We start from the raw sequence: 20,928 nt of genomic DNA on the forward strand, positions 1-20,928 counted from the left end.
TTAGCCATCGTCGTTATGGTTAATACGACAACAAATCTGAGCGAATTTTTCGACAGGTCCCATGAAAACACTACGCTGCCTGATACTGTTTGCCATGTTCCATGGCGGAGTTGCCCTGGCAACGCCGTCCGGCGACGAAACCGGAATTACCGATAACCGCATTCTGATCGGCCAGTCAGCAGTCTTCAGCGGTCCCTCTGCCAGTCTCGGCATCCAGTTCAGCAGTGGCGCCATGGCATACTTCAACATGATCAATGCACAGGGCGGCATCTATGGCCGGAAACTGGAGATCATTGCCATTGACGATCAGTACGAACCGGCGCTGACCATTGAGAATACCAATCGCCTGATTCATCGGGAACGGGTTTTCGCCCTGTTCGGTTATGTGGGTACCCCTACCAGCAATGCGGTTTTGCCGTTGATCAGCAAGGAAAAGATTCCCTTTTTTGCGCCGGTCTCAGGTGCCAAATCGCTGCGGGATCCCTTCAATCCCCTCATTTTTCATATCCGCAGCAGCTATGCCGACGAAATCCAGTATCTGGTAAAGCAACTGGCCGGTACCGGCAAAAGCCGTGTGGCAGTGTTCTATCAGGACGACGACTTCGGTCGTGCCACATTGTCGGCGCTCGAAATCAAGCTCAAGGAGAAAGGGCGGCATGTGGTGGTATCGGCACCGGTCATCCGCAACAGCGCCGACATAGACAATGCGGTCGCCACCATTTTGCCGTACCAGCCGGAAGTCATCATTCAGGCCACCGCCTACGTCTCGGCGGCGGCCTTCATCAAGAAAATGCGGGACAAAGGCTATAAGGGCGATTTTTACAATCTGTCCTTCGTCGGCAGTCAGGCACTGGCCGAAGCTCTCGGATCAACCGGCGTCGGCGTGGTCATTTCGCAGGTAGTGCCGTTTCCATGGAAGGCGCGCATTCCCATCATCAACGAGTATCACAAGATTTATGGCGACACTGATGGCGCCAATGTGAACTTCTCCAGCCTGGAAGGATTTATCGCTGCCAAGGTGCTGGTAGAAGGTATCCGGCGTGCCGGCAAACATCTGACCCGGAGCAAACTCATCAAAGCCCTGCGTACCATCAACACCGGCAATTACGATATTGGCGGTTTCAATATCAATTTCTCGGCGAAACACCATTGCGGCTCGGCCTTTGTCGATATGACAGCGATTTCTTCGGATGCCCGTTTCATCAACTAGAGCAATGTTACGATAGAGGCCATAATCAATTCTTCCATTTGTCATACACCGTATATGACATTGCAGTCGATATCAGGAGGAGGGGGAAATGGCTGGTCGCAAACATTCGGTTTTCCTGCTTTGCATCACGCTCGCCGCGCTGCTTTCGCCCGCGGCCCGGGCTGAGCCTGGCATTACCGATAACCAGATCTTGCTGGGTCAGTCGGCGGCATTTACCGGCCCTACCGCACCACTCGGGATTCAGTTCAGTCTCGGCGCCAAGGTCTATCTGGATAAAATCAATAGCAAAGGCGGTGTGTATGGACGCCGGATAGAGATTCGCGCCCTCGATGATCAATATGATCCTGATCTGGCCCTGAAAAATACCGTGCAGTTAATTGAGAAAGATCGTGTATTCGGTCTGTTCGGCTATGTCGGCTCACCTACCAGCAAAGCCGTCATTCCGCTGGTGAGCAAGGCCAAAATTCCGTTCTTCGCACCGATGTCCGGCAATGGTTCTCTGCGCACACCGTTCAATCGCCTGATATTCAATATCCGCGCCAGCCACCGTGATGAAATCGAATTTCTGCTGACGCAACTGATGACCATGGGGCTGAAAAATCTGGCCGTGTTTTATCAGGATGATGCTTATGGACGCACCGGGCTGGCCGGGATTGAAGAAAAGCTGCGCGAAAAGGGCGGCAGGCTGCTGGTCGCCACACCGGTACAAAAAAACAGCACCGACGTCAGTGAAGCCGTGGCAGCGATTCTGCCGTTACGCCCCGATGCCGTGTTGCTGGTCAGTACCTACAACTCCAGCGCAGCACTGATCAAGGCCTTGCGTGCCCAATCCTATCGCGGTCAGTTTTACAGTATGTCGTTTATCGGCAGTCAGGCTTTGCTCAGCACCCTCGGTACCGAGGGCGCTGGCGTGGTGATCTCGCAGATCGTGCCGTTTCCATGGCAGGTATCGCGCCCGGTGGTTGGCGAGTATCAGAAAGCGTTTGCCCAAAGCGGCATTCAGACGCTCGACTTCTCCAGTCTCGAAGGATTCATTGCCGCCAAAGTGCTGGTGGAAGGATTGCGACGTGCCGGCCTCAACCCGACCCGGGAAAAATTCATTCGCGCGCTCGAAACGATACGGCATGACAATTACGATGTCGGAGGTTTCGGCATTCAGTTTTCTGCCACCAATCATGAAGGGTCGAAATTCATCGACATGACGGCCATTTCACGCGATGGCAAATTCCTGAACTGATACAGAAACTACCGCAGCGCATCCAATGACTGCAAGAACTTGTCGCTGTTCTGGAAACCGACGACCCGCTTGCCCGCCAGTTCCTGTCCCTTGGCATCAAAGAAAATGATGCCCGGCGGACCGAACAGCTGAAAGCGTCTGAGCATCGCCTTGTCGTCAGCATTATTGGCGGTGACGTCGATCTGCAGCAATACCATGTCCGCCAGCCGGCTTTTCACGCTTGCATCGGTAAAGGTGAATTTTTCCATTTCCTTGCATGACACGCACCAGTCCGCATAAAAATCGAGCATCGCCAGTTTGCCGTTGGTTTTCGCCAGCGCAGCATCGAGTTCGGCACTCGATTTGACCCGGATGAATTCGGTATGCGCGGCCGGCGCACCGCCCAGATGTGACAACGGCGTCAGGGCATCGCGGCCGCCTGTTGCAACACTCACCAGTTGCAACAGGCCCAGCGCGGCAAACACCAGTCCGAACGCGCGCGCTACCCAACTGGCCTGCGGCTGCCACAACAAATAAGCGCCGTAACCGATACCCAGCACGGCCCAGCCTGCGACATACGACCATGCCGGAATCACCGGCGATACCATCCACAAGGCAGTGGCCAGCATCAGCACGCCAAACAGACGCTTGACCGACTCCATCCAGACGCCGGCGCGTGGCAACAAGGTGCCGGCCGAGGCACCGATCAACAGTAACGGCACACTCATGCCGACCGCCATCGCGAACAGCGCGCTGCCGCCGGTAAGCACATCGCGGGTCTGGCTGATATACACCAATGCGCCGGCCAGCGGTGCCGCTACGCAAGGGCCGACGATCAATGCCGAGATCGCGCCCATGATGAATACACCGGCCAGTTTGCCACTGCCTTGTTTACCGGAAGCCTCGCTCAACTTCGATTGCAGCGACGCCGGCAATTGCAATTGGTAGACGTTGAACATCGACAACGACAAGCCCACCATCAACAACGCGAACAGGCTGAGCACCCACGGATTTTGCAATGCGGCCGACAAGCCTTCACCGATCAGACCGGCCGACACGCCAAGAATCGTATAGACCAGTGCCATGCCGAGCGCATACATCACCGATAACAGAAAGCTGCGTCCACGTCTGGTTTGCGCACCTTCGCCGACAATGATCGACGACAGGATCGGCAACATCGGCAACACGCAGGGCGTGAATGAAAGTCCCAGGCCGAGCAGGAAAAACAGGGACAGAATCGCCAGCAATTTTCCACTCTTCAATGTCGCTGCAATGCCTTCGAGATCCGACAGCGATGACGGCGCGGCATCTGCAATGGCGGGACCGACGGACTTGCCGACCACGTCCGGCGACAAGGTCGCCGGCGTATCCATCGGCGGATAGCACAGACCGGCATCGGCACAGCCTTGCGCGGTTGAGGTCAGTTGAAAAGTGCCTGCTGCGTCCACCGGTATGCGAATCGCGATACGGTGATGATAGGTTTCCACTTCCTTCTGGAAGTTTTCGTCGTACTTCACTTTGCCCGGAGGAATGACCGGCGTTCCCAGCGTTGCCCCCTGTGCTGCGAAGTGAAAACGGTCGCGATACATGTAATAGCCATCGGCAATGTCGTACACCACTTCCGCAGTCCTGGCGTCGACCATGCTGGCGGAAAACCTGAATGCAACTTCCGGCGCCAGATACTCTTCTGCCCGTACCTTCGGTTGCAACAAGATTGCTGCCACCAGGAACAGACCAAGCATCAGGAGCGCACGCGGACGGCGGACGATTGCAGACAATTGCTTAAACATGCATTTCTTTCTTTGTTTCTGTAATGAGCCACTGCAAATAAGCAGGCAAACCACCGGTAATCGGCAACGCAATGATTTCCGGTACATCATAGACATGATTTTTCTTGATCGTCGCTTCCAGCTCAGGATAGCGCGCTTGCGTGGTCTTGATGAGCAGACTGACTTCCTCGGCTTGCGCCACTTTCCCCTGCCATTGGTAGACCGACTTTACCGCAGGCAAGATATTGACGCACGCGGCCAGCCTTTGTTCCACAAGAATATGCGCCAGCGATGTTGCCGCCGCGATATCCGGCACATTGGCCATCACCAATAATGCCTGCCCTGCCAGTTCCGCTGTCGCTGGTACTGTCATTTCACTCTCCCGCTGCAATTCCGGCCGGCTCAGAAACGGCGCCGGGTCAGAATCATTGCCACATAAAATCCGCCGCAGCAATACATGCACAAAATGGCGATATCCATCACCGGATGCGGCGGCCAGGTGCCGAGTATCAACGGCCGAATCAGATTGACTGCAGCACCCAGCGGCAAGATGCGCGAGATCAGCTGCAGCCAGTCAGGCAATTGCGTCACAGGATAGTACACGCCCGACAGGAACACCATCGGCGTCAGGATCAGCGTGAAATAATACGTAAAGAAATCATAACCGCGCGCCAGCGCATTCATGATCAGACCGAGCGCGGCAAACGTCATCCCGATCAGAAACAGCAATGGCAGCACTAGCAAGACCTGCGGATGCAGGCCGATGCCGAGCGCGAAGATCACGCCCAGAATGGCGACACCGCTGAACAACGATTTGGTGGCGCTCCACAACAGTTCTGCGAGCACGATGTCGTCGAGGGCCAGCGGCGCATTCAGCAAGGCGTCCCAGGTGCCCTGTACGCTCATGCGCGAGTACGCCGAGTACAAGGCTTCGAATGAGGCGGCCATCATCACCGACATGCAAATCGAACCGGATGCCAGATAGTGCAGATAGGGCACACCGCCAACGTGGCTGAGCAAACTGCCGAGGCCGTAACCGAATGCAATCAGGGTGATCAGGGGATCGGCAATATTGCCGATGACACTGGCAAACGCCAGTTTTTTCCAGACCAGAAAATTGCGTCTCCAGATCGGGTAAAAACGCGTAGAGAAACGCGGTATCGCATATGTGGCATTCATATCAATCCCTCATCTCGCGACCGGTCAGCTTCAGGAACAAATCCTCCAGATTGGCCGGGCGATGCATATAACGCACGCCTTCCGCGTATTGCAGGCTGGACAGCAGCAGTTGTACGCTGTTGGTATAGCAGAACACGGTTTCGCCGCTGTATTCGATGCGTCCCGCCAGTTCCTTGCCCTGGCGTTCACCCCAGGCACGGGCACTCTCGCCGTAGACTTCCACCACCTGCGTTTCGATATGCTCGACGATCAAGGAGCGCGGCGAGCCTTCGGCAATCATCTTGCCATGATCAATCACGGCCAGCCGGTCGCACAAGCGCTCGGCTTCATCCATGAAATGGGTGGTCAGCAAAATGGTTTTGCCTTTGGACAGCAAGCTTTTGAGACGCTCCCAGATCATGTGCCGGGCTTGAGGATCGAGGCCGGTGGTCGGCTCGTCCATGAAAATGATGTCGGGGTCATTGACCAGGGCTCTGGCCAGCGTAAGACGACGTTTCATGCCGCCGGACAACTCGCCGATACGCGCATCCTTCTTGGCTTGCAGATTGGCGAATATCAACAGTTCGGGTATCCGTTCCAGCATGACGGCATCGGCGATGCCGAAGTAGCGGCCGTAGACCAGCAGGTTTTCCTGCACTGTAAAATCCGGATCGAGATTGTCTGCCTGCGGCACTACGCCCACCTGCATGCGTGCAGCTCTTGCCTGGGCCGGTACCGGCTTTCCCGCCAGTTGGATATCGCCGCCATCGGGAGTCGTCAATCCCAGGCACAGACGCAGCGTGGTGGTCTTGCCGGCGCCGTTGGGGCCCAGCAAGCCATAGCACTCGCCGCGTTTCAATGAAAAGGAAATGCCGTCGACAATCGTGGTACGCGCACTGCCGTTGCCGTAGGTCTTGTAGAGTCCGTTAACGCTGAGTATGGGTAATTCCTGCATGTCTTCTATCCATATTTTCTGATCCCGGCACCCAATAAAAAAGCCAGGCTAAGCCTGGCTTTTCTTCGCTACTGATGACCGGAATTACTCGACGCTTGGCGCATCGGCTTCGTCAGTCACTTCAGGACGATCAACCAGTTCAACAAAAGCCATCGGTGCATTGTCGCCGACGCGGAAACCCATTTTCAGGATACGCAGGTAGCCGCCGTTACGTGCAGCGTAGCGTGGACCCAGTTCGGAGAACAGCTTGCCGACGATTTCACGATCGCGCAGGCGGGAAAATGCCAGACGCTTGTTTGCCAGTGTATCAGTCTTGCCCAAAGTCAGAATTGGCTCAACGACGCGGCGCAGTTCTTTTGCTTTTGGCAGAGTTGTCTTGATTGCTTCGTGGCGCAGCAGGGATACTGTCATGTTGCGCAGCATCGCCAGGCGATGCGAGGAAGTACGATTCAGTTTACGGAGACCGTGACGGTGACGCATGATATTTCCTTTCGGTTAGTATTAATCCAGTTCTTCGATCGACACCTTGTTGCTGTGCCGCGGACCGGTATGATGATGAAAACAGGTGCTACAGGATGCTGCAAATAACGAACTGCCACGAATGGCAGCCCGCTATTATCGCATATTATTTCTCGAGACCGGCTGGTGGCCAGTTTTCCAGCTTCATGCCCAGTGTCAGACCGCGCGATGCCAGTACTTCCTTGATTTCGTTCAGGGACTTGCGGCCCAGATTCGGCGTCTTCAGAAGTTCGTTTTCGCTGCGCTGGATCAGATCGCCGATGTAGTAAATATTTTCGGCTTTCAGGCAGTTCGCGGAACGCACTGTCAGTTCCAGGTCGTCGACCGGACGCAACAGGATAGGATCGACCTGCGGTGCACGCGATGGCGCTTCTGCAGTTGCTTCGGTACCTTCCAGTGCGGCAAACACATTCAGTTGGTCAACCAGAACGCGGGCCGATTGACGGATCGCTTCTTCCGGCGTGATCACACCGTTGGTTTCGATATTGATGACCAGCTTGTCCAGATCGGTACGTTGTTCCACACGAGCGGATTCAACGGCATACGACACGCGACGGACAGGCGAGAACGATGCGTCCAGAATGATACGACCGATGGTCTTGTTCGCATCTTCGCTCAGACGGCGAACGTTACCTGGCACATAGCCACGGCCCTTTTCAACCTTGATCTGCATGTCGAGCTTGCCGCCGGCAGTCAGATTGGCAATGATGTGATCCGGATTGATCAGCTCAACATCGTGCGGCAGATCGATATCCGATGCCAGCACAACGCCTTCGCCTTCTTTCTTCAGGGTCAGTGTCACTTCGTCGCGGTTATGCAACTTGAACACAACGCCCTTCAGGTTCAACAGAATATCAACGATATCTTCCTGCACGCCGTCGAGCGACGAGTACTCGTGCACAACACCAGCGATGGTCACTTCGGTTGGCGCGTAGCCGATCATCGAGGACAACAGGACGCGGCGCAATGCGTTGCCCAGTGTGTGGCCGTAACCGCGTTCAAATGGCTCCATCACGACTTTGGCGTGACCGGCGCCGAGCGCTTCGACTTCGATGATACGTGGCTTCAACAAACTATTTTGCATGAAATGTCCTTTTCAATACCCTCGGCTCATTACACCGATAAGGCTGATGGCATTACGAAAAAAGCCCGCCGGTCGATATGACCGGCGGGCCGGGAAAACTGATTAACGGGAATACAGTTCGACGATCAGCGATTCGTTGACGTCGTTGGCGATTTCGTTACGGTCCGGCGAAGTCTTGAAAGTGCCTTCCAGCTTCTTGGCATCAACGGAAACCCATGCAGGGAAACCGGATTGCTCAGCCAGCGACAGCGCTTCAGCGATACGCACTTGCTTCTTCGCCTTTTCACGAATGGCGATAACATCACCAGCCTTGACTTGGTACGAAGCGATGTTGACAACGATACCGTTGACGGTCAGCGCCTTGTGCGACACCAGTTGGCGCGCTTCAGCACGAGTCGAGCCGAAACCCATACGATAGACAACGTTGTCCAGACGCGCTTCCAGCAGCTTCAACAGCGTTTCGCCGGTGTTGCCCTTGCGACGGTCCGCTTCTGCGAAATAACGACGGAATTGACGCTCGAGCACGCCGTACATACGCTTGACCTTTTGCTTTTCGCGCAGTTGGTTACCGTAGTCCGAAGTACGAGCACCGGAAGTACGACCGTGTTGACCAGGCTTGGAGTCCAGTTTGCACTTGGAGTCCAGCGAGCGACGTGCGCTCTTGAGGAACAGATCGGTGCCTTCGCGGCGGGAGAGTTTTGCTTTTGGTCCAATATAACGTGCCACGATAATTCCTTTGTAGATATGACGTCCGGTACACAGTCCGGGCGCTAGTTTGATCTGCCTGCTATCAAACGGTGGGCTTAAGAACAAAACCCGCCAAGTTCATTGGCGGGTAGTTTACTGACTGTAAACCACGAGAGTTTACACCAGAATCAGATGCGACGGCGTTTCGGCGGACGGCAACCGTTGTGCGGAACTGGTGTCACGTCTTGAATCTGGGTGATCTTGATACCGAGATTGTTGAGTGCACGAACTGCGGACTCACGACCAGGACCAGGGCCCTTGATACGTACTTCCAGGTTCTTGATACCGCATTCAATTGCAACCTTGCCAGCGGCTTCGGCAGCTACCTGTGCAGCGAACGGAGTCGATTTGCGCGAGCCCTTGAAACCTGCACCACCAGAAGTTGCCCAAGACAAAGCATTACCTTGGCGATCAGTGATCGTGATGATGGTATTGTTGAACGAAGCGTGAACGTGAGCGATACCTTCTGCTACGTTCTTCTTAACTTTCTTGCGCACACGTGCTGCTGCGGCGTTATTTGGGGCTTTTGCCATAATTATTTCCTTGAATCCGAACGACTTGCGTCAGGCGGTATTATTTCTTCAACGATTGAGCGGCCTTACGCGGTCCCTTGCGTGTACGCGCATTGGTACGTGTACGTTGGCCACGGCAAGGCAAGCCCTTACGATGACGCATGCCACGATAGCAACCGAGGTCCATCAAACGCTTGATGTTCATCGACAGCTCACGACGCAGATCACCTTCAACAACGAATTTTGCAATTTCGTCGCGAAGCTTTTCCAGTTCGTTGTCGTCCAGATCTTTGACCTTCTTAGTGGTCAAAACACCCGTGTTGGCGCAAATTTCTTGCGCACGTGGGCGGCCAACACCGTAGATAGCCGTGAGGCCGATAACAGTGTGCTGATGGTTGGGGATATTTACCCCTGCAATACGTGCCATGCGTTATTCCTCGATCAATAACGTTAAATTAACCTTGGCGCTGTTTATGACGCGGTTCTGTGCAGATAACACGAACTACGCCTTTGCGCTTGATGATCTTACAGTTGCGGCAGATCCGCTTGACTGATGCGAGCACTTTCATTGTGGCCCTCTTTCTTTCAATAGTTTCACTCTTACTTGGTACGGAACACAATACGTGCCCGGCTCAAATCATAAGGAGTCAGTTCCACCGTTACCTTATCTCCTGGCAGGATGCGAATATAGTTCATCCGCATCTTGCCGGAAATATGTCCTAGTACAACATGTCCGTTTTCCAACTTAACTCTGAATGTCGCATTCGGAAGGTTTTCCAGAACCTCGCCTTGCATCTGGATAACATCGACTTTTGCCATTCGCCAACTCGTTCCTGGGCCATACCCTCACTTATCGTGAGGTCATACCGCCCTTGAAATTCGCTTTACGAAGCAACGAATCATACTGCTGCGACATTACATAATTCTGTACCTGCGCCATGAAGTCCATCGTCACGACCACAATAATCAGAAGGGATGTACCACCGAAGTAGAACGGTACCTTCCAGCGTGCGATCAGAAACTCGGGCAACAAACACACCAGCGTGATATACACCGCACCGGCCAGCGTCAGGCGCATCAGGATCTTGTCGATATAGCGTGCGGTCTGCTCACCTGGACGAATCCCCGGGACAAAGGCACCACTCTTCTTCAAGTTATCTGCAGTTTCTTTGCTGTTGAACACCAGCGCAGTATAGAAAAAGCAGAAAAATACAATAGCAATTGCGTACAACAAAGCGTGGATCGGCTCACCTGGCGCCATCGATGCCGCCAAATCTTTCAGGAAACGAATGAAAGGATTGGTGGTGTCACCGGATGTAAACCAGCTGGTAATCGTTGCCGGGAACAAGATGATCGACGAAGCGAAGATAGGAGGAATGACGCCTGCCATATTCAGCTTCAGTGGCAAATGACTGCTTTGACCACCGTAAATCTTGTTACCGACCTGACGCTTGGCGTAATTGACCAGAATCTTGCGTTGACCGCGTTCGATAAAGACCACCAGGAATGTGACCAGGGCCACGATCAGGCAGATCAGAATCGCCGACAGCGCATTCATCGATCCGGTACGCACCAGCTCAAACAAGCCACCCAGTGCATTCGGCAAACCTGCAGCAATACCGGCAAAAATGATGATCGAAATGCCGTTACCAAGTCCGCGCTCAGTAATTTGTTCACCCAGCCACATCAGGAACATCGTACCGGTTACCAGCGTCACTACTGTCGTGAATCGGAACGCCAGGCCTGGATCCAGCACCAGACCGGCTTGCGACTCGAGTGCAACAGCAATGCCCAGAGCCTGAAACGTTGCCAGCAACAAAGTGCCGTAACGGGTGTACTGGGTAATCTTGCGACGCCCCGCTTCACCTTCCTTCTTCAGCGCTTCCAGCTGCGGTGACACAACCGACAACAATTGCATGATGATCGATGCCGAAATGTACGGCATGATACCAAGTGCGAAAATCGTGAAGCGGGACAGAGCACCACCCGAGAACATGTTGAACATGCCCAGAATGCCACCCTGATTCTGCTTGAACAATTGCGCCAATTGCGTCGGGTCAATTCCTGGAACAGGAATATGTGCGCCGATGCGATATACAACCAATGCTGCCAGCAAAAACCACAAACGGCCCCAGGGGAAACCTTTTGCAGCGCCTTTAGCAAGTTGAGGGGTAGTCGCCAATTAATGCTCCGCGTCAATCGTCAGATTACGCAACCGAGCCGCCGGCAGCTTCAATAGCAGCCTTCGCACCCTTGGTCGCAATCAAACCCTTGACAGTGACTTTCTTGGTCAATTCGCCCGACAGGATGATGCGAACGACTTTGGCCAGTTCAGGAACGACACCGGCTTGCTTCAATGCCAGGATATCGACTTCGCCAACTGGGAGTTTTTCCAGATCGGACAAGCGAACTTCTGCTTTGAACGGGGTTGCCAGCGATTTGAAACCACGCTTTGGCAAACGACGTTGCAGAGGCATCTGACCGCCTTCGAAACCGACCTTGTGGAAACCGCCTGAACGGGATTTCTGACCCTTGTGTCCGCGACCGGCTGTCTTGCCCAGGCCCGAACCGATACCACGACCTACGCGACGCTTGTAGTGCTTGGCGCCATCTGCGGGTTGGATGTTGTTTAATTCCATGATTTGCTCCGTTCGCAAGCCAGCGGCTTACGACACCACTTTCACAAGATAGGACACTTTGTTGATCATGCCGCGCACTGCAGGCGTGTCTTCCAGTGTCGAAACCGAATTCACGCGACGCAGGCCGAGGCCACGTACGGTCGCACGGTGCGATTCGCGAGTGCCGATCAAACCCTTGACCAACTGGACTTTAACTGTGTTTGCCATCTGTTTCACCTTAACCCAGGATGTCTTCAACAGACTTGCCGCGCTTGGCTGCAATTTCTGATGGAGTATTCATTTTGGACAAACCGTCGAGTGTAGCGCGAACCATGTTGTACGGATTGGTGGAGCCATTCGACTTCGCCACGACGTTGGTTACGCCCATCACTTCGAAAATCGCACGCATTGGACCGCCGGCGATAACACCGGTACCGTCCTTGGCTGGCTGCATCAACACCGATGATGCGCCGTGCTTGCCGGACACTGTATGTTGCAGAGTGCCGTTCTTCAGTGTGACCTTGATCATTTTGCGACGGGCTTCTTCCATCGCCTTCTGCACAGCTACCGGCACTTCTTTCGATTTGCCCTTGCCCATGCCGATACGACCATCGCCGTCACCAACAACTGCCAGCGCAGCGAAACCCATGATACGGCCGCCCTTGACCACTTTGGTCACACGGTTCACCGCGATCATTTTTTCGCGCATGCCGTCATCTGGCTTGTCGCTTTGCGTTTTGGATTGCATTTTTGCCATGATGATTTTCCTTAGAACTTCAGGCCGGCTTCACGCGCAGCTTCAGCCAACGCCTTGACGCGACCGTGATAACGGAAACCGGAGCGGTCAAACGCGACTTCGGTCACTCCAGCCTTCAACGCCTTTTCAGCAACGAGCTTGCCAACCAGCGTAGCAGCGGCAGCATTGCCGCCCTTGCCGGATTGACCAGCCAACTGTTGGCGCACTTCTGCTTCCAACGTCGATGCCGAAGCCAATACATTTGCGTCGGGGCCGATTACGCTGGCGTAAATGTGCGTATTCGTACGATGCACGGCCAGGCGATTCACCTTTAATTCTGCGATCTTGGCACGGGTTTGAGTCGCGCGGCGCAGACGTGATTGTTTCTTGTCCATCGTCAACCCCTATTACTTCTTCTTGGTTTCTTTGAGTACAACCACTTCGTCCGAATAACGAACGCCCTTGCCCTTATATGGCTCTGGCTCACGATATGCACGGATTTCAGCGGCGACCTGGCCGACTACCTGGCGGTCGATACCCTTGATTAAGATCTCGGTTTGAGTCGGTGTTTCGCACTTAATGCCTTGTGGCATTTGATGTACGATCGGGTGCGAAAAGCCCAGCGACAGATTCAGCTTGTCGCCTTGTGCTTGTGCACGGAAACCCACGCCAACCAAGTTCAGCTTCTTTTCGAAACCCTTTGTGACACCGTTGACCATGTTATTGACCAACGCACGCAGGGTACCGGACATCGCATTTGCTTCGCGGCTGTCATCAGCCACTTCGAAGTTCAGCGTGCCATTGTTGTTCGCCACTTTCACCAAGCCAGTCAATGGCTGCGAAAGGGTGCCCAAAGGGCCTTTTACTGTGATCTGCGCTGCAGAAATGGTCGCTTCCGCGCCACTTGGCAGTGCAATCGGCATTTTACCAACACGAGACATATTGCACTCCTTAGGCCACGTAGCAAATCACCTCGCCACCGACACCGGTTGCGCGTGCTTTACGATCTGTCATTACGCCGCGTGGAGTGGACACAATCGCCACACCAAGGCCGTTCATCACATTAGGAATTTCATCCTTGCCCTTGTAGATACGCAGCCCTGGACGGGATACGCGCTCAAGACGCTCAATGACCGGACGACCGGCGTAATACTTCAAACCAATCTTCAATTCTGCCTTGCCACCTGCTTCAGCAACAGCGAAATCTTCGATGTAACCTTCGTCCTTGAGGACGTTGGCGATCGCGATTTTCACCTTCGACGATGGCATTGCCACTGTCGTCTTTTGCACTACTTGCGCATTGCGGATACGGGTCAGCATATCGGCGATAGGATCGCTCATACTCATTGCATCTTCTCCTATTACCAGCTAGCTTTTGTCAAACCGGGAATCTCACCACGCATGGCGATTTCACGGACCTTAATACGGCCCAATCCGAATTTACGGAAAGTACCACGTGGACGACCGGTCAGTGCGCAACGGTTACGTTGACGCGTCGGAGCCGAATTACGCGGCAGCGCTTGCAACTTCAGGCGCGCTTCGTAACGTTCTTCTTCCGACTTGGATTGGTCGTCGATAATAGCCTTCAACTCAGCGCGCTTGCCGGCATATTTCTTTACCAGATCTGCACGCTTTTGTTCACGGTTAATCAGTGCCAGTTTCGCCATGGCAGCCTCAGTTTCTGAACGGAAATTTAAATGCGGCGAGGAGCGCTTTCGCTTCGTCGTCGGTCTTCGCTGTCGTCGTGATACTGATATTCAGACCACGCAGCGCGTCGATTTTGTCGTACTCAATTTCGGGGAAAATAATTTGCTCTTTCACACCGATATTGTAATTACCGCGACCGTCGAACGCACGACCGGAAACACCGCGGAAGTCACGTACGCGTGGCAGCGCCACGGTGATCAAGCGATCCAGGAACTCATACATATGAGCGCCACGCAATGTCACCATACAACCAATCGGATAGCCTTCGCGAATCTTGAAACCCGCGATCGCTTTACGCGCCTTGGTAACGACTGGCTTCTGACCTGCAATCTTGGTCAGATCGCCAACAGCGTGCTCGATGATCTTCTTGTCCGCAACCGCTTCCGACAAACCCATGTTCAATGTGATTTTCAGAATGCGCGGAACTTCCATTACCGACTTATAAGCGTACTTAGCAGTCAAGTCGGCAACGACCTTTTCTTTATAGAACTCTTGGAGACGTGCCATGATCTATTAAACCTTAACGACTTCGCCGCTGGATTTGTAAGCGCGGACTTTCTTGCCGTCCACTTCTTTGAAACCCACACGATCAGCCTTGCCGGATGCTGCGTTAAACAACGCAATATTCGACACATGAATTGGCATCAGCTTATCGACAATGCCGCCAGTTGCACCAGTCATTGGATTCGGCTTAGTCGCTTTCTTAGCAACATTAATGCCGTCAACAACAACGTAATCAGCGCTAACGCGTTGAGTTACCACACCGCGTTTGCCCTTATCTTTACCGGTCAACACGATGACTTCATCGTTCTTACGAATCTTACCCATGACCACTCCTTACAGAACTTCAGGCGCCAGAGAGACGATCTTCATGAAGCGCTCTGTACGCAGCTCACGAGTAACTGGCCCGAAAATACGAGTACCAATCGGCTCAAGCTTGGCGTTCAGCAGCACTGCAGCATTACCATCAAACTTGACCAACGAACCATCCTGACGACGCACGCCCTTGGCGGTACGAACGACGACAGCGTTATAAATTTCACCTTTTTTGACGCGACCGCGTGGAGCTGCGCTCTTCACGGTAACTTTGATCACGTCACCGATACCTGCGTAACGACGCTTGGAACCACCCAAGACTTTGATGCACAAAACTTCGCGCGCACCGGTGTTGTCGGCCACTTCGAGCCGGCTTTCAGTTTGAATCATGATATTTTCTTTCCCAACTTAATCCGTGATGCACACAATGTGAAAAACGGTCAGTCTTGGTCCTGTTAGCAAGCGAACTCGCTAGTTAGGGGACGATTAAGCTACGTAAAGCATCTTGTATTTCTTTCCTTGCCAAACACCAAGAAGCAAGGAAAGAAGCTCAGCATTATGTCATCCAAATGCTGAGCGGGCAAGCGATACTTAAACTATTTGTGCCACTTGTACAACGCGCGTCACGCTCCAGGCTTTAGTCTTGGAGATTGGGCGACCTTCCTGGATCTCTACTGTGTCGCCGGTCTTCGCCTGGTTGGTTTCATCATGAGCGTGGTACTTGTTGGTACGCACGATGATTTTGCCATACAGAGGATGCTTGACGTGACGCTCGATCAGCACGGTAACAGTCTTATCCATTTTGTCGGACACAACTTTGCCAATCAGCGTGCGCTTGAGCGCTTGTTTCACTTGATCGTTCATTGTTGACCATCCTTCGAATTGATTACTGTCTTCACACGTGCGATGTCGCGACGTACTTTTTTCAGTTGTGCAGTATTGTTCAGTTGCTGTGTCGCCACTTGCATGCGCAAGCTGAAATGAGCCTTCAACAGCTCATTCAGTTCTTTAGCGAGTGCAGCCTCATCTTTACCGCGGAGTTCTGATGCTTTCATATTCCGCTCCTGTTATTGACCGACTTGACGAACAACGAAAGTCGTCGACAATGGCAATTTGGCTGCTGCCAAGCGGAACGCTTCACGCGCCAGAGCTTCGTCAACACCGTCCATCTCGTACAGCATCTTACCCGGCTGAATTTCTGCCACGTAATATTCTGGATTACCCTTACCGTTACCCATACGCACTTCAGCAGGCTTCTGGGAAATTGGCTTGTCCGGGAAAACGCGAATCCAGATACGACCGCCACGCTTGATGTGACGGGTCATAGCACGACGAGCTGCTTCGATCTGACGCGCCGTGATACGACCACGACCAACTGCCTTCAGACCGAACTCACCAAACGATACGGCTGTACCGCGTGAATGCGATATACCCGTATTACGACCTTTTTGTTCTTTACGATATTTTCTACGTGCTGGTTGCAGCATGATTATTCTCCTGCTTTCTCGGCCGATACACCGGCATCGGCAGCTTGAGGCGCACGTGGAGCACGCTTGGCACCAGCTGGTGCACCACCAGGTGCGCCAGTCTTGGAACGAGGACGAGCACCTGGCTTGCCATCGTCACGACGTGGACCACGACGCTTCTTGTCGTCTTCCGGCTCACCGACCAACACTGGCGATTCGCCATTTGCCAGACGATCACCCTTGTAGACCCAGACCTTGATACCAATGATGCCGTAGGTAGTCTGCGCTTCGCCAAAACCGTAATCGATATCTGCGCGCAGAGTATGCAGAGGCACGCGGCCTTCGCGATACCATTCCTTACGCGCAATTTCAATGCCGTTCAAACGACCGGACGACATGATCTTGATACCTTGCGCGCCCAAACGCATTGCATTTTGCATCGCGCGCTTCATTGCACGACGGAACATGATGCGCTTTTCCAACTGTTGCGCGATCGAATCAGCGATCAATTGCGCGTCAGCTTCAGGCTTGCGGATTTCTTCGATATTGACGTGCACAGGCACGCCCATCAACTTCGCCAGTGCCGACTTCAGCACTTCGATGTCTTCGCCTTTTTTACCAATCACAACACCTGGACGGGAGCTGTAAATGGTAATGCGGGCATTCTTCGCCGGACGCTCGATAACGACGCGACCAACCGAAGCGTTCTTCAGTTTTGTCTTCAGGTAAGCACGAACCTTCAGATCTTCGTTGAGCATTTCGGCAAAATTGCTGTTGCCGGCATACCAACGTGATCCCCAGTTACGTGTGACCGCAAGACGGAAACCGGTTGGATGAATCTTCTGTCCCATCGTGACTCCTTAGTTTCCGACAGTCACGTAAATGTGACAGGATTGCTTGGAAATACGATCACCACGGCCTTTTGCACGCGCTGTGAAGCGCTTGAGGACCGTACCTTTTTCGACATAAATCGTCTTGACTGTCAGTTCGTCGATGTCAGCACCATCATTGTGTTCGGCGTTCGCGATTGCGGACTCCAGAACCTTCTTGATGATGACCGCACCCTTTTTCGGGCTGAAGGCCAAGATATTCAGTGCCTGATCAACTTTTTTGCCGCGGATCAGGTCTGCAACCAGACGGCCCTTTTGGGCCGACAGGTGCACACCACGCAGAGTAGCTTTAGTTTCCATCATCGGACCTTATTTCTTAGCCTTCTTATCGGCGGCGTGACCCTTGAACGTACGGGTCAGCGCGAATTCGCCGAGCTTATGACCAACCATGTTTTCGGAAACATAGACCGGCACGTGCTGCTTGCCGTTATGTACCGCGATCGTCAAACCGATGAAATCCGGCATGATTGTCGAACGACGGGACCAAGTCTTGATTGGCTTCTTGTCTTTGGTCGCTTGTGCGGTTTCAACTTTTTTTACCAAGTGAGCGTCGCAAAACGGCCCTTTTTTCAATGAACGTGTCATGTTTTATCCTTATTTCTTGCCGCGGCGCGAGACAATCATTGAAGTCGTACGCTTGTTGCTGCGTGTCTTCTTGCCCTTGGTCTGTTGACCCCACGGCGAAACCGGATGACGACCTGCTGCAGTCTTACCTTCACCACCACCGTGCGGGTGATCGACCGGATTCATGACCACACCACGAACTGTCGGACGCACACCGCGCCAGCGCATTGCACCAGCTTTACCGATTTTGCGCAGATTGTGTTCGCCGTTGCCGACTTCACCGATCGTTGCACGGCATTCGATATGGATGCGACGCACTTCGCCGGAGCGCAAGCGTACCTGAGCGTAAGTACCTTCACGCGCCATCAGCACCACACCGGCGCCGGCAGTACGTGCGATCTGAGCACCCTTGCCTGGCAACATTTCCACGCAGTGGATGGTTGTACCGACAGGAATGTTGCGGATCGGCAGTGCATTGCCCGACTTGATTGGCGCTTCTGCGCCGCTCAACAGTTGATCGCCGACCGACAGACCCTTGGGAGCGATGATGTACTTGCGCTCACCATCCGCGTAGCACAACAAAGCGATGTGCGCTGTACGGTTTGGATCGTATTCGATACGTTCAACCTTGGCCACGATGCCGTCCTTGTTGCGACGAAAATCGACAACACGGTAGTGTTGCTTGTGACCACCACCGATATGACGAGTAGTGATATGACCGTTGTTGTTACGACCGGCAGTCTTGGATTTCTTCTCGATCAGGCCGGCAAACGGACGGCCCTTGTACAAGTCGCTATTAACGACTTTGACCATACCACGCCGACCTGGCGAGGTTGGTTTGACTTTTACGAGTGCCATTATTTAGCCTCCTCGGAGAAGTTGATTTCTTGACCGGGCTTCAAACTTACAAATGCGCGACGTGTGTGGTTGCGACGACCGATCGAACGACCGGAACGTTTTTGCTTACCTTGACGATTCGCGACTTGCACGGATTCAACTTCGACCTTGAACAGCAGTTCGACCGCAGCCTTGACTTCCAGCTTGGTCGCATCTTGCGTTACCAGAAAAACGACTTGCTCGTTTTTCTCTGCAACGAAGGTAGCTTTTTCAGAGATCACCGGCGCCAGCAGCACCTTCAACAGGCGCTCTTCGCTATGTTTCACGATTGCGTTCATGCCAGCAACTCCTCAATCTTAGCCAGTGCTTGCTTGGTGATCAGAATTTTCTTGTAAAAAACCAGGGAAACCGGATCCGCTTGACGTGGCTCAACAATCAGAACGCCTGGCAAATTGCGCGATGCCAGCAACAGGTTCTCTTCCAGATTGTCGGTGATGATCAGCACGGAATCCAATCCCATGCCCTTCAGTTTTTGTGACAGCAGCTTGGTCTTTGGCGCTTCCACCGAGAAATTCTCGACGATCGACAAACGGCCTTCGCGAGCCAACTGGGACAGAATCGAGCAGATACCTGCGCGATACATCTTCTTGTTGACCTTGTGCGAGAAGTTTTCGTCTGGCGAATTCGGGAAAATACGACCACCGCCACGCCACAGTGGCGACGACGACATACCGGCACGAGCACGACCCGTACCTTTTTGACGCCATGGCTTCTTGGTCGTGTGGTGCACTTCTTCACGATCTTTTTGCTTGCGGTTACCGCTACGAGCATTTGCCTGATACGCCACCACTACCTGGTGAATCAGCGCTTCGTTGTAATCGCGACCAAAAATCGTATCCGGAGCTGCAACATTCGATGCTGCTTGACCTTGATCATTCAGGAGCTTGAGTTCCATGAATTAGGCTCCCTTCTTGGCTTTAACTTTAACTGCAGGCGACACGATAACTTGGCCGTTCTTTGCACCTGGAACAGCACCCTTGACCAGCAACAGTTGACGCTCAGCGTCAATGCGTGCGATTTCGAGGTTTTGTACAGTGCGTGTAACGTCACCCAAGTGACCGGTCATGCGCTTACCAGGGAAAACACGACCTGGATCTTGCGCCATACCGATGGAACCTGGCACGTTATGCGAACGGGAGTTACCGTGAGATGCGCGACCGGAAGCGAAGTGATAACGCTTGATCGTACCAGCATAGCCCTTACCGATGGACACGCCTTGCACGTCCACTTTCTGACCAGCTTCGAACAGGCTTGCTGCGACGACGTCGCCTGCCTTCAGTTCGGCAGCTTTGGCTGCATCAATACGGAATTCTTTCAGAACGGTTCCAGCCTCAACGCCAGCTTTGGCGTAATGACCGGCAGCAGCTTTAGTCACGCGGGAAGCGCGACGCTGACCGTAAGCGACCTGAACAGCGGAATAACCATCCACTTCAGGTGTTTTGATTTGAGTCACGCGGTTGTTCGACACATCCAGCACGGTCACAGGAATTGAATCCCCGTCTTCCGTGAAGATACGCATCATACCAACCTTACGACCAACAAGGCCCAGGCTCATTGTTTTCTCCATTCCCGCCTGCGATTGGGCGGGGCTGATGTTTGTACTACCAATAATTACGAGTGCACAATTTGCGCACTCGTATCGAAGCCGAGCATTATAGCTCGATTACTCACATAACACAACTTTATGCAGATTCACTACTAATTTGTGTTTTTTTCCAACAGATTCTACTTATTACAGCTTGATTTCAACGTCGACGCCGGCTGGCAAGTCGAGCTTCATCAGTGCATCAACAGTCTTGTCAGTAGGATCAACGATATCCATCAGACGTTGGTGCGTACGGATTTCAAACTGATCGCGCGATGTCTTGTTGACGTGCGGCGAACGCAGAACGTCGAAACGTTCGATACGTGTTGGCAGCGGGACCGGGCCCTTGACGACAGCGCCAGTGCGCTTTGCTGTTTCGACGATTTCCAGTGCGGATTGGTCGATCAGACGATAGTCGAATGCCTTCAGGCGAATACGGATTTTTTGGCTAGGAACTGACATGGTTTTCCTTTAAAGAG

Annotated in this window: 35 protein-coding genes; 2 read left to right on the forward strand and 33 right to left on the reverse strand. The window is 53.4% G+C overall.

The genetic code is table 11. The annotated features are described in order from the left end of the window. Positions 1-61 precede the first annotated feature (61 nt). Positions 62-1,210: an ABC transporter substrate-binding protein gene (locus tag AKL27_RS05025; RefSeq protein WP_232310903.1), complete on the forward strand. Its 1,149-nt coding sequence runs from the start codon at positions 62-64 to the stop codon at positions 1,208-1,210. A gap of 88 nt (positions 1,211-1,298) precedes the next feature. Further along, the gene (locus AKL27_RS05030) at positions 1,299-2,447 is read left to right on the forward strand and encodes an ABC transporter substrate-binding protein (protein WP_050461685.1); all 1,149 of its coding nucleotides are present in this window, start codon (positions 1,299-1,301) and stop codon (positions 2,445-2,447) included. 8 nt (positions 2,448-2,455) lie between these two features. On the opposite strand, the gene dsbD is transcribed toward AKL27_RS05030, so the two are convergent. The 33 genes from dsbD to rpsJ all read right to left on the reverse strand — a co-directional run bounded on the left by dsbD (position 2,456) and on the right by rpsJ (position 20,911). Beyond that, positions 2,456-4,216 carry a protein-disulfide reductase DsbD gene (gene dsbD, locus AKL27_RS05035; protein WP_157056801.1) on the reverse strand — a complete coding sequence of 587 codons (1,761 nt, stop codon included), beginning with the start codon at positions 4,214-4,216 and terminating at the stop codon, positions 2,456-2,458. Beyond that, positions 4,209-4,568 carry a divalent-cation tolerance protein CutA gene (cutA, locus tag AKL27_RS05040; protein WP_050461686.1) on the reverse strand — a complete coding sequence of 120 codons (360 nt, stop codon included), beginning with the start codon at positions 4,566-4,568 and terminating at the stop codon, positions 4,209-4,211. The genes dsbD and cutA overlap by 8 nt, the downstream gene beginning before the upstream one ends. Before the next feature lie 29 nt (positions 4,569-4,597). After that, positions 4,598-5,374 carry an ABC transporter permease gene (locus tag AKL27_RS05045; protein WP_050461687.1) on the reverse strand — a complete coding sequence of 259 codons (777 nt, stop codon included), beginning with the start codon at positions 5,372-5,374 and terminating at the stop codon, positions 4,598-4,600. Between the two features lies 1 nt (position 5,375). Further along, positions 5,376-6,308, reverse strand: coding sequence for an ATP-binding cassette domain-containing protein (locus AKL27_RS05050; RefSeq protein ID WP_050461688.1), 933 nt, complete (start codon positions 6,306-6,308; stop codon positions 5,376-5,378). Positions 6,309-6,392: 84 nt separating this feature from the next. Continuing rightward, entirely contained in the window at positions 6,393-6,788 is a 396-nt protein-coding gene (gene rplQ, locus AKL27_RS05055) for a 50S ribosomal protein L17 (protein WP_050461689.1), read from the reverse strand. A gap of 145 nt (positions 6,789-6,933) precedes the next feature. Continuing rightward, complete coding sequence (locus tag AKL27_RS05060) at positions 6,934-7,911, reverse strand: DNA-directed RNA polymerase subunit alpha (protein ID WP_050461690.1); 978 nt, start codon at positions 7,909-7,911, stop codon at positions 6,934-6,936. A 102-nt stretch (positions 7,912-8,013) separates the two neighbouring features. Beyond that, entirely contained in the window at positions 8,014-8,637 is a 624-nt protein-coding gene (gene rpsD, locus AKL27_RS05065) for a 30S ribosomal protein S4 (RefSeq protein ID WP_050461691.1), read from the reverse strand. Between the two features lie 149 nt (positions 8,638-8,786). Beyond that, positions 8,787-9,191, reverse strand: coding sequence for a 30S ribosomal protein S11 (gene rpsK / locus AKL27_RS05070; protein WP_007875349.1), 405 nt, complete (start codon positions 9,189-9,191; stop codon positions 8,787-8,789). A gap of 40 nt (positions 9,192-9,231) precedes the next feature. Then, positions 9,232-9,597 (reverse strand): 30S ribosomal protein S13, encoded by a 366-nt coding sequence (rpsM, locus tag AKL27_RS05075; protein ID WP_050461692.1) that lies wholly within the window; start codon positions 9,595-9,597, stop codon positions 9,232-9,234. Positions 9,598-9,625: 28 nt separating this feature from the next. Then, positions 9,626-9,739, reverse strand: coding sequence for a 50S ribosomal protein L36 (rpmJ, locus tag AKL27_RS27040; RefSeq protein WP_014004415.1), 114 nt, complete (start codon positions 9,737-9,739; stop codon positions 9,626-9,628). Between the two features lie 31 nt (positions 9,740-9,770). Continuing rightward, positions 9,771-9,989 carry a translation initiation factor IF-1 gene (gene infA / locus AKL27_RS05080; protein WP_050461693.1) on the reverse strand — a complete coding sequence of 73 codons (219 nt, stop codon included), beginning with the start codon at positions 9,987-9,989 and terminating at the stop codon, positions 9,771-9,773. A 31-nt stretch (positions 9,990-10,020) separates the two neighbouring features. Further along, positions 10,021-11,352, reverse strand: a complete 1,332-nt coding sequence (gene secY / locus AKL27_RS05085) for a preprotein translocase subunit SecY (RefSeq protein ID WP_050461694.1) — start codon at positions 11,350-11,352, stop codon at positions 10,021-10,023. A gap of 25 nt (positions 11,353-11,377) precedes the next feature. After that, entirely contained in the window at positions 11,378-11,809 is a 432-nt protein-coding gene (gene rplO, locus AKL27_RS05090; RefSeq protein WP_050461695.1) for a 50S ribosomal protein L15, read from the reverse strand. Positions 11,810-11,836: 27 nt separating this feature from the next. Continuing rightward, positions 11,837-12,016, reverse strand: coding sequence for a 50S ribosomal protein L30 (gene rpmD / locus AKL27_RS05095; protein WP_050461696.1), 180 nt, complete (start codon positions 12,014-12,016; stop codon positions 11,837-11,839). A 10-nt stretch (positions 12,017-12,026) separates the two neighbouring features. Then, positions 12,027-12,545 carry a 30S ribosomal protein S5 gene (gene rpsE / locus AKL27_RS05100; RefSeq protein ID WP_050461697.1) on the reverse strand — a complete coding sequence of 173 codons (519 nt, stop codon included), beginning with the start codon at positions 12,543-12,545 and terminating at the stop codon, positions 12,027-12,029. 11 nt (positions 12,546-12,556) lie between these two features. Beyond that, positions 12,557-12,919 carry a 50S ribosomal protein L18 gene (rplR, locus tag AKL27_RS05105; protein ID WP_050461698.1) on the reverse strand — a complete coding sequence of 121 codons (363 nt, stop codon included), beginning with the start codon at positions 12,917-12,919 and terminating at the stop codon, positions 12,557-12,559. A gap of 12 nt (positions 12,920-12,931) precedes the next feature. Continuing rightward, positions 12,932-13,465: a 50S ribosomal protein L6 gene (gene rplF, locus AKL27_RS05110; RefSeq protein WP_050461699.1), complete on the reverse strand. Its 534-nt coding sequence runs from the start codon at positions 13,463-13,465 to the stop codon at positions 12,932-12,934. A 10-nt stretch (positions 13,466-13,475) separates the two neighbouring features. Continuing rightward, positions 13,476-13,871, reverse strand: a complete 396-nt coding sequence (gene rpsH, locus AKL27_RS05115; RefSeq protein WP_007875335.1) for a 30S ribosomal protein S8 — start codon at positions 13,869-13,871, stop codon at positions 13,476-13,478. A 14-nt stretch (positions 13,872-13,885) separates the two neighbouring features. Beyond that, complete coding sequence (rpsN, locus tag AKL27_RS05120) at positions 13,886-14,191, reverse strand: 30S ribosomal protein S14 (RefSeq protein WP_007875333.1); 306 nt, start codon at positions 14,189-14,191, stop codon at positions 13,886-13,888. Between the two features lie 7 nt (positions 14,192-14,198). Continuing rightward, positions 14,199-14,738, reverse strand: coding sequence for a 50S ribosomal protein L5 (rplE, locus tag AKL27_RS05125; RefSeq protein WP_050461700.1), 540 nt, complete (start codon positions 14,736-14,738; stop codon positions 14,199-14,201). A gap of 6 nt (positions 14,739-14,744) precedes the next feature. Beyond that, positions 14,745-15,059, reverse strand: coding sequence for a 50S ribosomal protein L24 (gene rplX / locus AKL27_RS05130; protein WP_050461701.1), 315 nt, complete (start codon positions 15,057-15,059; stop codon positions 14,745-14,747). A gap of 9 nt (positions 15,060-15,068) precedes the next feature. Further along, positions 15,069-15,437 carry a 50S ribosomal protein L14 gene (gene rplN, locus AKL27_RS05135; RefSeq protein ID WP_006464924.1) on the reverse strand — a complete coding sequence of 123 codons (369 nt, stop codon included), beginning with the start codon at positions 15,435-15,437 and terminating at the stop codon, positions 15,069-15,071. Between the two features lie 201 nt (positions 15,438-15,638). After that, positions 15,639-15,911 (reverse strand): 30S ribosomal protein S17, encoded by a 273-nt coding sequence (gene rpsQ, locus AKL27_RS05140; protein WP_050461702.1) that lies wholly within the window; start codon positions 15,909-15,911, stop codon positions 15,639-15,641. Then, positions 15,908-16,102 (reverse strand): 50S ribosomal protein L29, encoded by a 195-nt coding sequence (gene rpmC / locus AKL27_RS05145; protein WP_050461703.1) that lies wholly within the window; start codon positions 16,100-16,102, stop codon positions 15,908-15,910. The genes rpsQ and rpmC overlap by 4 nt, the downstream gene beginning before the upstream one ends. A gap of 12 nt (positions 16,103-16,114) precedes the next feature. After that, the gene (rplP, locus tag AKL27_RS05150; RefSeq protein ID WP_007875315.1) at positions 16,115-16,534 is read right to left on the reverse strand and encodes a 50S ribosomal protein L16; all 420 of its coding nucleotides are present in this window, start codon (positions 16,532-16,534) and stop codon (positions 16,115-16,117) included. 2 nt (positions 16,535-16,536) lie between these two features. Next, on the reverse strand, positions 16,537-17,364 hold the full coding sequence (rpsC, locus tag AKL27_RS05155) for a 30S ribosomal protein S3 (protein WP_050461704.1): 828 nt from the start codon (positions 17,362-17,364) through the stop codon (positions 16,537-16,539). Between the two features lie 9 nt (positions 17,365-17,373). After that, positions 17,374-17,706 (reverse strand): 50S ribosomal protein L22, encoded by a 333-nt coding sequence (rplV, locus tag AKL27_RS05160; protein ID WP_198155889.1) that lies wholly within the window; start codon positions 17,704-17,706, stop codon positions 17,374-17,376. A 6-nt stretch (positions 17,707-17,712) separates the two neighbouring features. Further along, positions 17,713-17,988, reverse strand: coding sequence for a 30S ribosomal protein S19 (gene rpsS, locus AKL27_RS05165; RefSeq protein ID WP_050461705.1), 276 nt, complete (start codon positions 17,986-17,988; stop codon positions 17,713-17,715). 9 nt (positions 17,989-17,997) lie between these two features. Further along, positions 17,998-18,825, reverse strand: coding sequence for a 50S ribosomal protein L2 (gene rplB / locus AKL27_RS05170; RefSeq protein WP_050461706.1), 828 nt, complete (start codon positions 18,823-18,825; stop codon positions 17,998-18,000). Continuing rightward, positions 18,825-19,142 carry a 50S ribosomal protein L23 gene (gene rplW, locus AKL27_RS05175; protein ID WP_050461707.1) on the reverse strand — a complete coding sequence of 106 codons (318 nt, stop codon included), beginning with the start codon at positions 19,140-19,142 and terminating at the stop codon, positions 18,825-18,827. Before rplW ends, rplB begins: the two co-directional genes overlap by 1 nt. After that, a complete protein-coding gene (gene rplD / locus AKL27_RS05180) occupies positions 19,139-19,759 on the reverse strand; it encodes a 50S ribosomal protein L4 (RefSeq protein WP_050461708.1) in 621 nt (206 codons plus the stop codon). Before rplD ends, rplW begins: the two co-directional genes overlap by 4 nt. 3 nt (positions 19,760-19,762) lie before the next feature. Continuing rightward, positions 19,763-20,419 carry a 50S ribosomal protein L3 gene (gene rplC / locus AKL27_RS05185; protein WP_050461709.1) on the reverse strand — a complete coding sequence of 219 codons (657 nt, stop codon included), beginning with the start codon at positions 20,417-20,419 and terminating at the stop codon, positions 19,763-19,765. A 177-nt stretch (positions 20,420-20,596) separates the two neighbouring features. After that, positions 20,597-20,911 carry a 30S ribosomal protein S10 gene (gene rpsJ / locus AKL27_RS05190; protein WP_050461710.1) on the reverse strand — a complete coding sequence of 105 codons (315 nt, stop codon included), beginning with the start codon at positions 20,909-20,911 and terminating at the stop codon, positions 20,597-20,599. Positions 20,912-20,928 lie beyond the last annotated feature (17 nt).

The organism is Herbaspirillum autotrophicum (genome assembly GCF_001189915.1).
In the GTDB taxonomy this organism is placed as follows: Bacteria; Pseudomonadota; Gammaproteobacteria; order Burkholderiales; family Burkholderiaceae_D; genus Herbaspirillum; species Herbaspirillum autotrophicum.

Bases quoted from the DNA above. Each gene is read 5' to 3' on its own strand.
- AKL27_RS05025 (WP_232310903.1), top strand. From the start codon at position 62: ATGAAAACACTACGCTGCCTGATACTGTTTGCCATGTTCCATGGCGGA.
- AKL27_RS05030 (WP_050461685.1), top strand. From the start codon at position 1,299: ATGGCTGGTCGCAAACATTCGGTTTTCCTGCTTTGCATCACGCTCGCC.
- dsbD (WP_157056801.1), bottom strand. From the start codon at position 4,216: ATGTTTAAGCAATTGTCTGCAATCGTCCGCCGTCCGCGTGCGCTCCTG.
- cutA (WP_050461686.1), bottom strand. From the start codon at position 4,568: ATGACAGTACCAGCGACAGCGGAACTGGCAGGGCAGGCATTATTGGTG.
- AKL27_RS05045 (WP_050461687.1), bottom strand. From the start codon at position 5,374: ATGAATGCCACATATGCGATACCGCGTTTCTCTACGCGTTTTTACCCG.
- AKL27_RS05050 (WP_050461688.1), bottom strand. From the start codon at position 6,308: ATGCAGGAATTACCCATACTCAGCGTTAACGGACTCTACAAGACCTAC.
- rplQ (WP_050461689.1), bottom strand. From the start codon at position 6,788: ATGCGTCACCGTCACGGTCTCCGTAAACTGAATCGTACTTCCTCGCAT.
- AKL27_RS05060 (WP_050461690.1), bottom strand. From the start codon at position 7,911: ATGCAAAATAGTTTGTTGAAGCCACGTATCATCGAAGTCGAAGCGCTC.
- rpsK (WP_007875349.1), bottom strand. From the start codon at position 9,191: ATGGCAAAAGCCCCAAATAACGCCGCAGCAGCACGTGTGCGCAAGAAA.
- rpsM (WP_050461692.1), bottom strand. From the start codon at position 9,597: ATGGCACGTATTGCAGGGGTAAATATCCCCAACCATCAGCACACTGTT.
- rpmJ (WP_014004415.1), bottom strand. From the start codon at position 9,739: ATGAAAGTGCTCGCATCAGTCAAGCGGATCTGCCGCAACTGTAAGATC.
- infA (WP_050461693.1), bottom strand. From the start codon at position 9,989: ATGGCAAAAGTCGATGTTATCCAGATGCAAGGCGAGGTTCTGGAAAAC.
- rplO (WP_050461695.1), bottom strand. From the start codon at position 11,809: ATGGAATTAAACAACATCCAACCCGCAGATGGCGCCAAGCACTACAAG.
- rpmD (WP_050461696.1), bottom strand. From the start codon at position 12,016: ATGGCAAACACAGTTAAAGTCCAGTTGGTCAAGGGTTTGATCGGCACT.
- rpsE (WP_050461697.1), bottom strand. From the start codon at position 12,545: ATGGCAAAAATGCAATCCAAAACGCAAAGCGACAAGCCAGATGACGGC.
- rplR (WP_050461698.1), bottom strand. From the start codon at position 12,919: ATGGACAAGAAACAATCACGTCTGCGCCGCGCGACTCAAACCCGTGCC.
- rplF (WP_050461699.1), bottom strand. From the start codon at position 13,465: ATGTCTCGTGTTGGTAAAATGCCGATTGCACTGCCAAGTGGCGCGGAA.
- rpsH (WP_007875335.1), bottom strand. From the start codon at position 13,871: ATGAGTATGAGCGATCCTATCGCCGATATGCTGACCCGTATCCGCAAT.
- rpsN (WP_007875333.1), bottom strand. From the start codon at position 14,191: ATGGCGAAACTGGCACTGATTAACCGTGAACAAAAGCGTGCAGATCTG.
- rplE (WP_050461700.1), bottom strand. From the start codon at position 14,738: ATGGCACGTCTCCAAGAGTTCTATAAAGAAAAGGTCGTTGCCGACTTG.
- rplX (WP_050461701.1), bottom strand. From the start codon at position 15,059: ATGGGTAAGATTCGTAAGAACGATGAAGTCATCGTGTTGACCGGTAAA.
- rplN (WP_006464924.1), bottom strand. From the start codon at position 15,437: ATGATTCAAACTGAAAGCCGGCTCGAAGTGGCCGACAACACCGGTGCG.
- rpsQ (WP_050461702.1), bottom strand. From the start codon at position 15,911: ATGAACGATCAAGTGAAACAAGCGCTCAAGCGCACGCTGATTGGCAAA.
- rpmC (WP_050461703.1), bottom strand. From the start codon at position 16,102: ATGAAAGCATCAGAACTCCGCGGTAAAGATGAGGCTGCACTCGCTAAA.
- rplP (WP_007875315.1), bottom strand. From the start codon at position 16,534: ATGCTGCAACCAGCACGTAGAAAATATCGTAAAGAACAAAAAGGTCGT.
- rpsC (WP_050461704.1), bottom strand. From the start codon at position 17,364: ATGGGACAGAAGATTCATCCAACCGGTTTCCGTCTTGCGGTCACACGT.
- rplV (WP_198155889.1), bottom strand. From the start codon at position 17,706: ATGATGGAAACTAAAGCTACTCTGCGTGGTGTGCACCTGTCGGCCCAA.
- rpsS (WP_050461705.1), bottom strand. From the start codon at position 17,988: ATGACACGTTCATTGAAAAAAGGGCCGTTTTGCGACGCTCACTTGGTA.
- rplB (WP_050461706.1), bottom strand. From the start codon at position 18,825: ATGGCACTCGTAAAAGTCAAACCAACCTCGCCAGGTCGGCGTGGTATG.
- rplW (WP_050461707.1), bottom strand. From the start codon at position 19,142: ATGAACGCAATCGTGAAACATAGCGAAGAGCGCCTGTTGAAGGTGCTG.
- rplD (WP_050461708.1), bottom strand. From the start codon at position 19,759: ATGGAACTCAAGCTCCTGAATGATCAAGGTCAAGCAGCATCGAATGTT.
- rplC (WP_050461709.1), bottom strand. From the start codon at position 20,419: ATGAGCCTGGGCCTTGTTGGTCGTAAGGTTGGTATGATGCGTATCTTC.
- rpsJ (WP_050461710.1), bottom strand. From the start codon at position 20,911: ATGTCAGTTCCTAGCCAAAAAATCCGTATTCGCCTGAAGGCATTCGAC.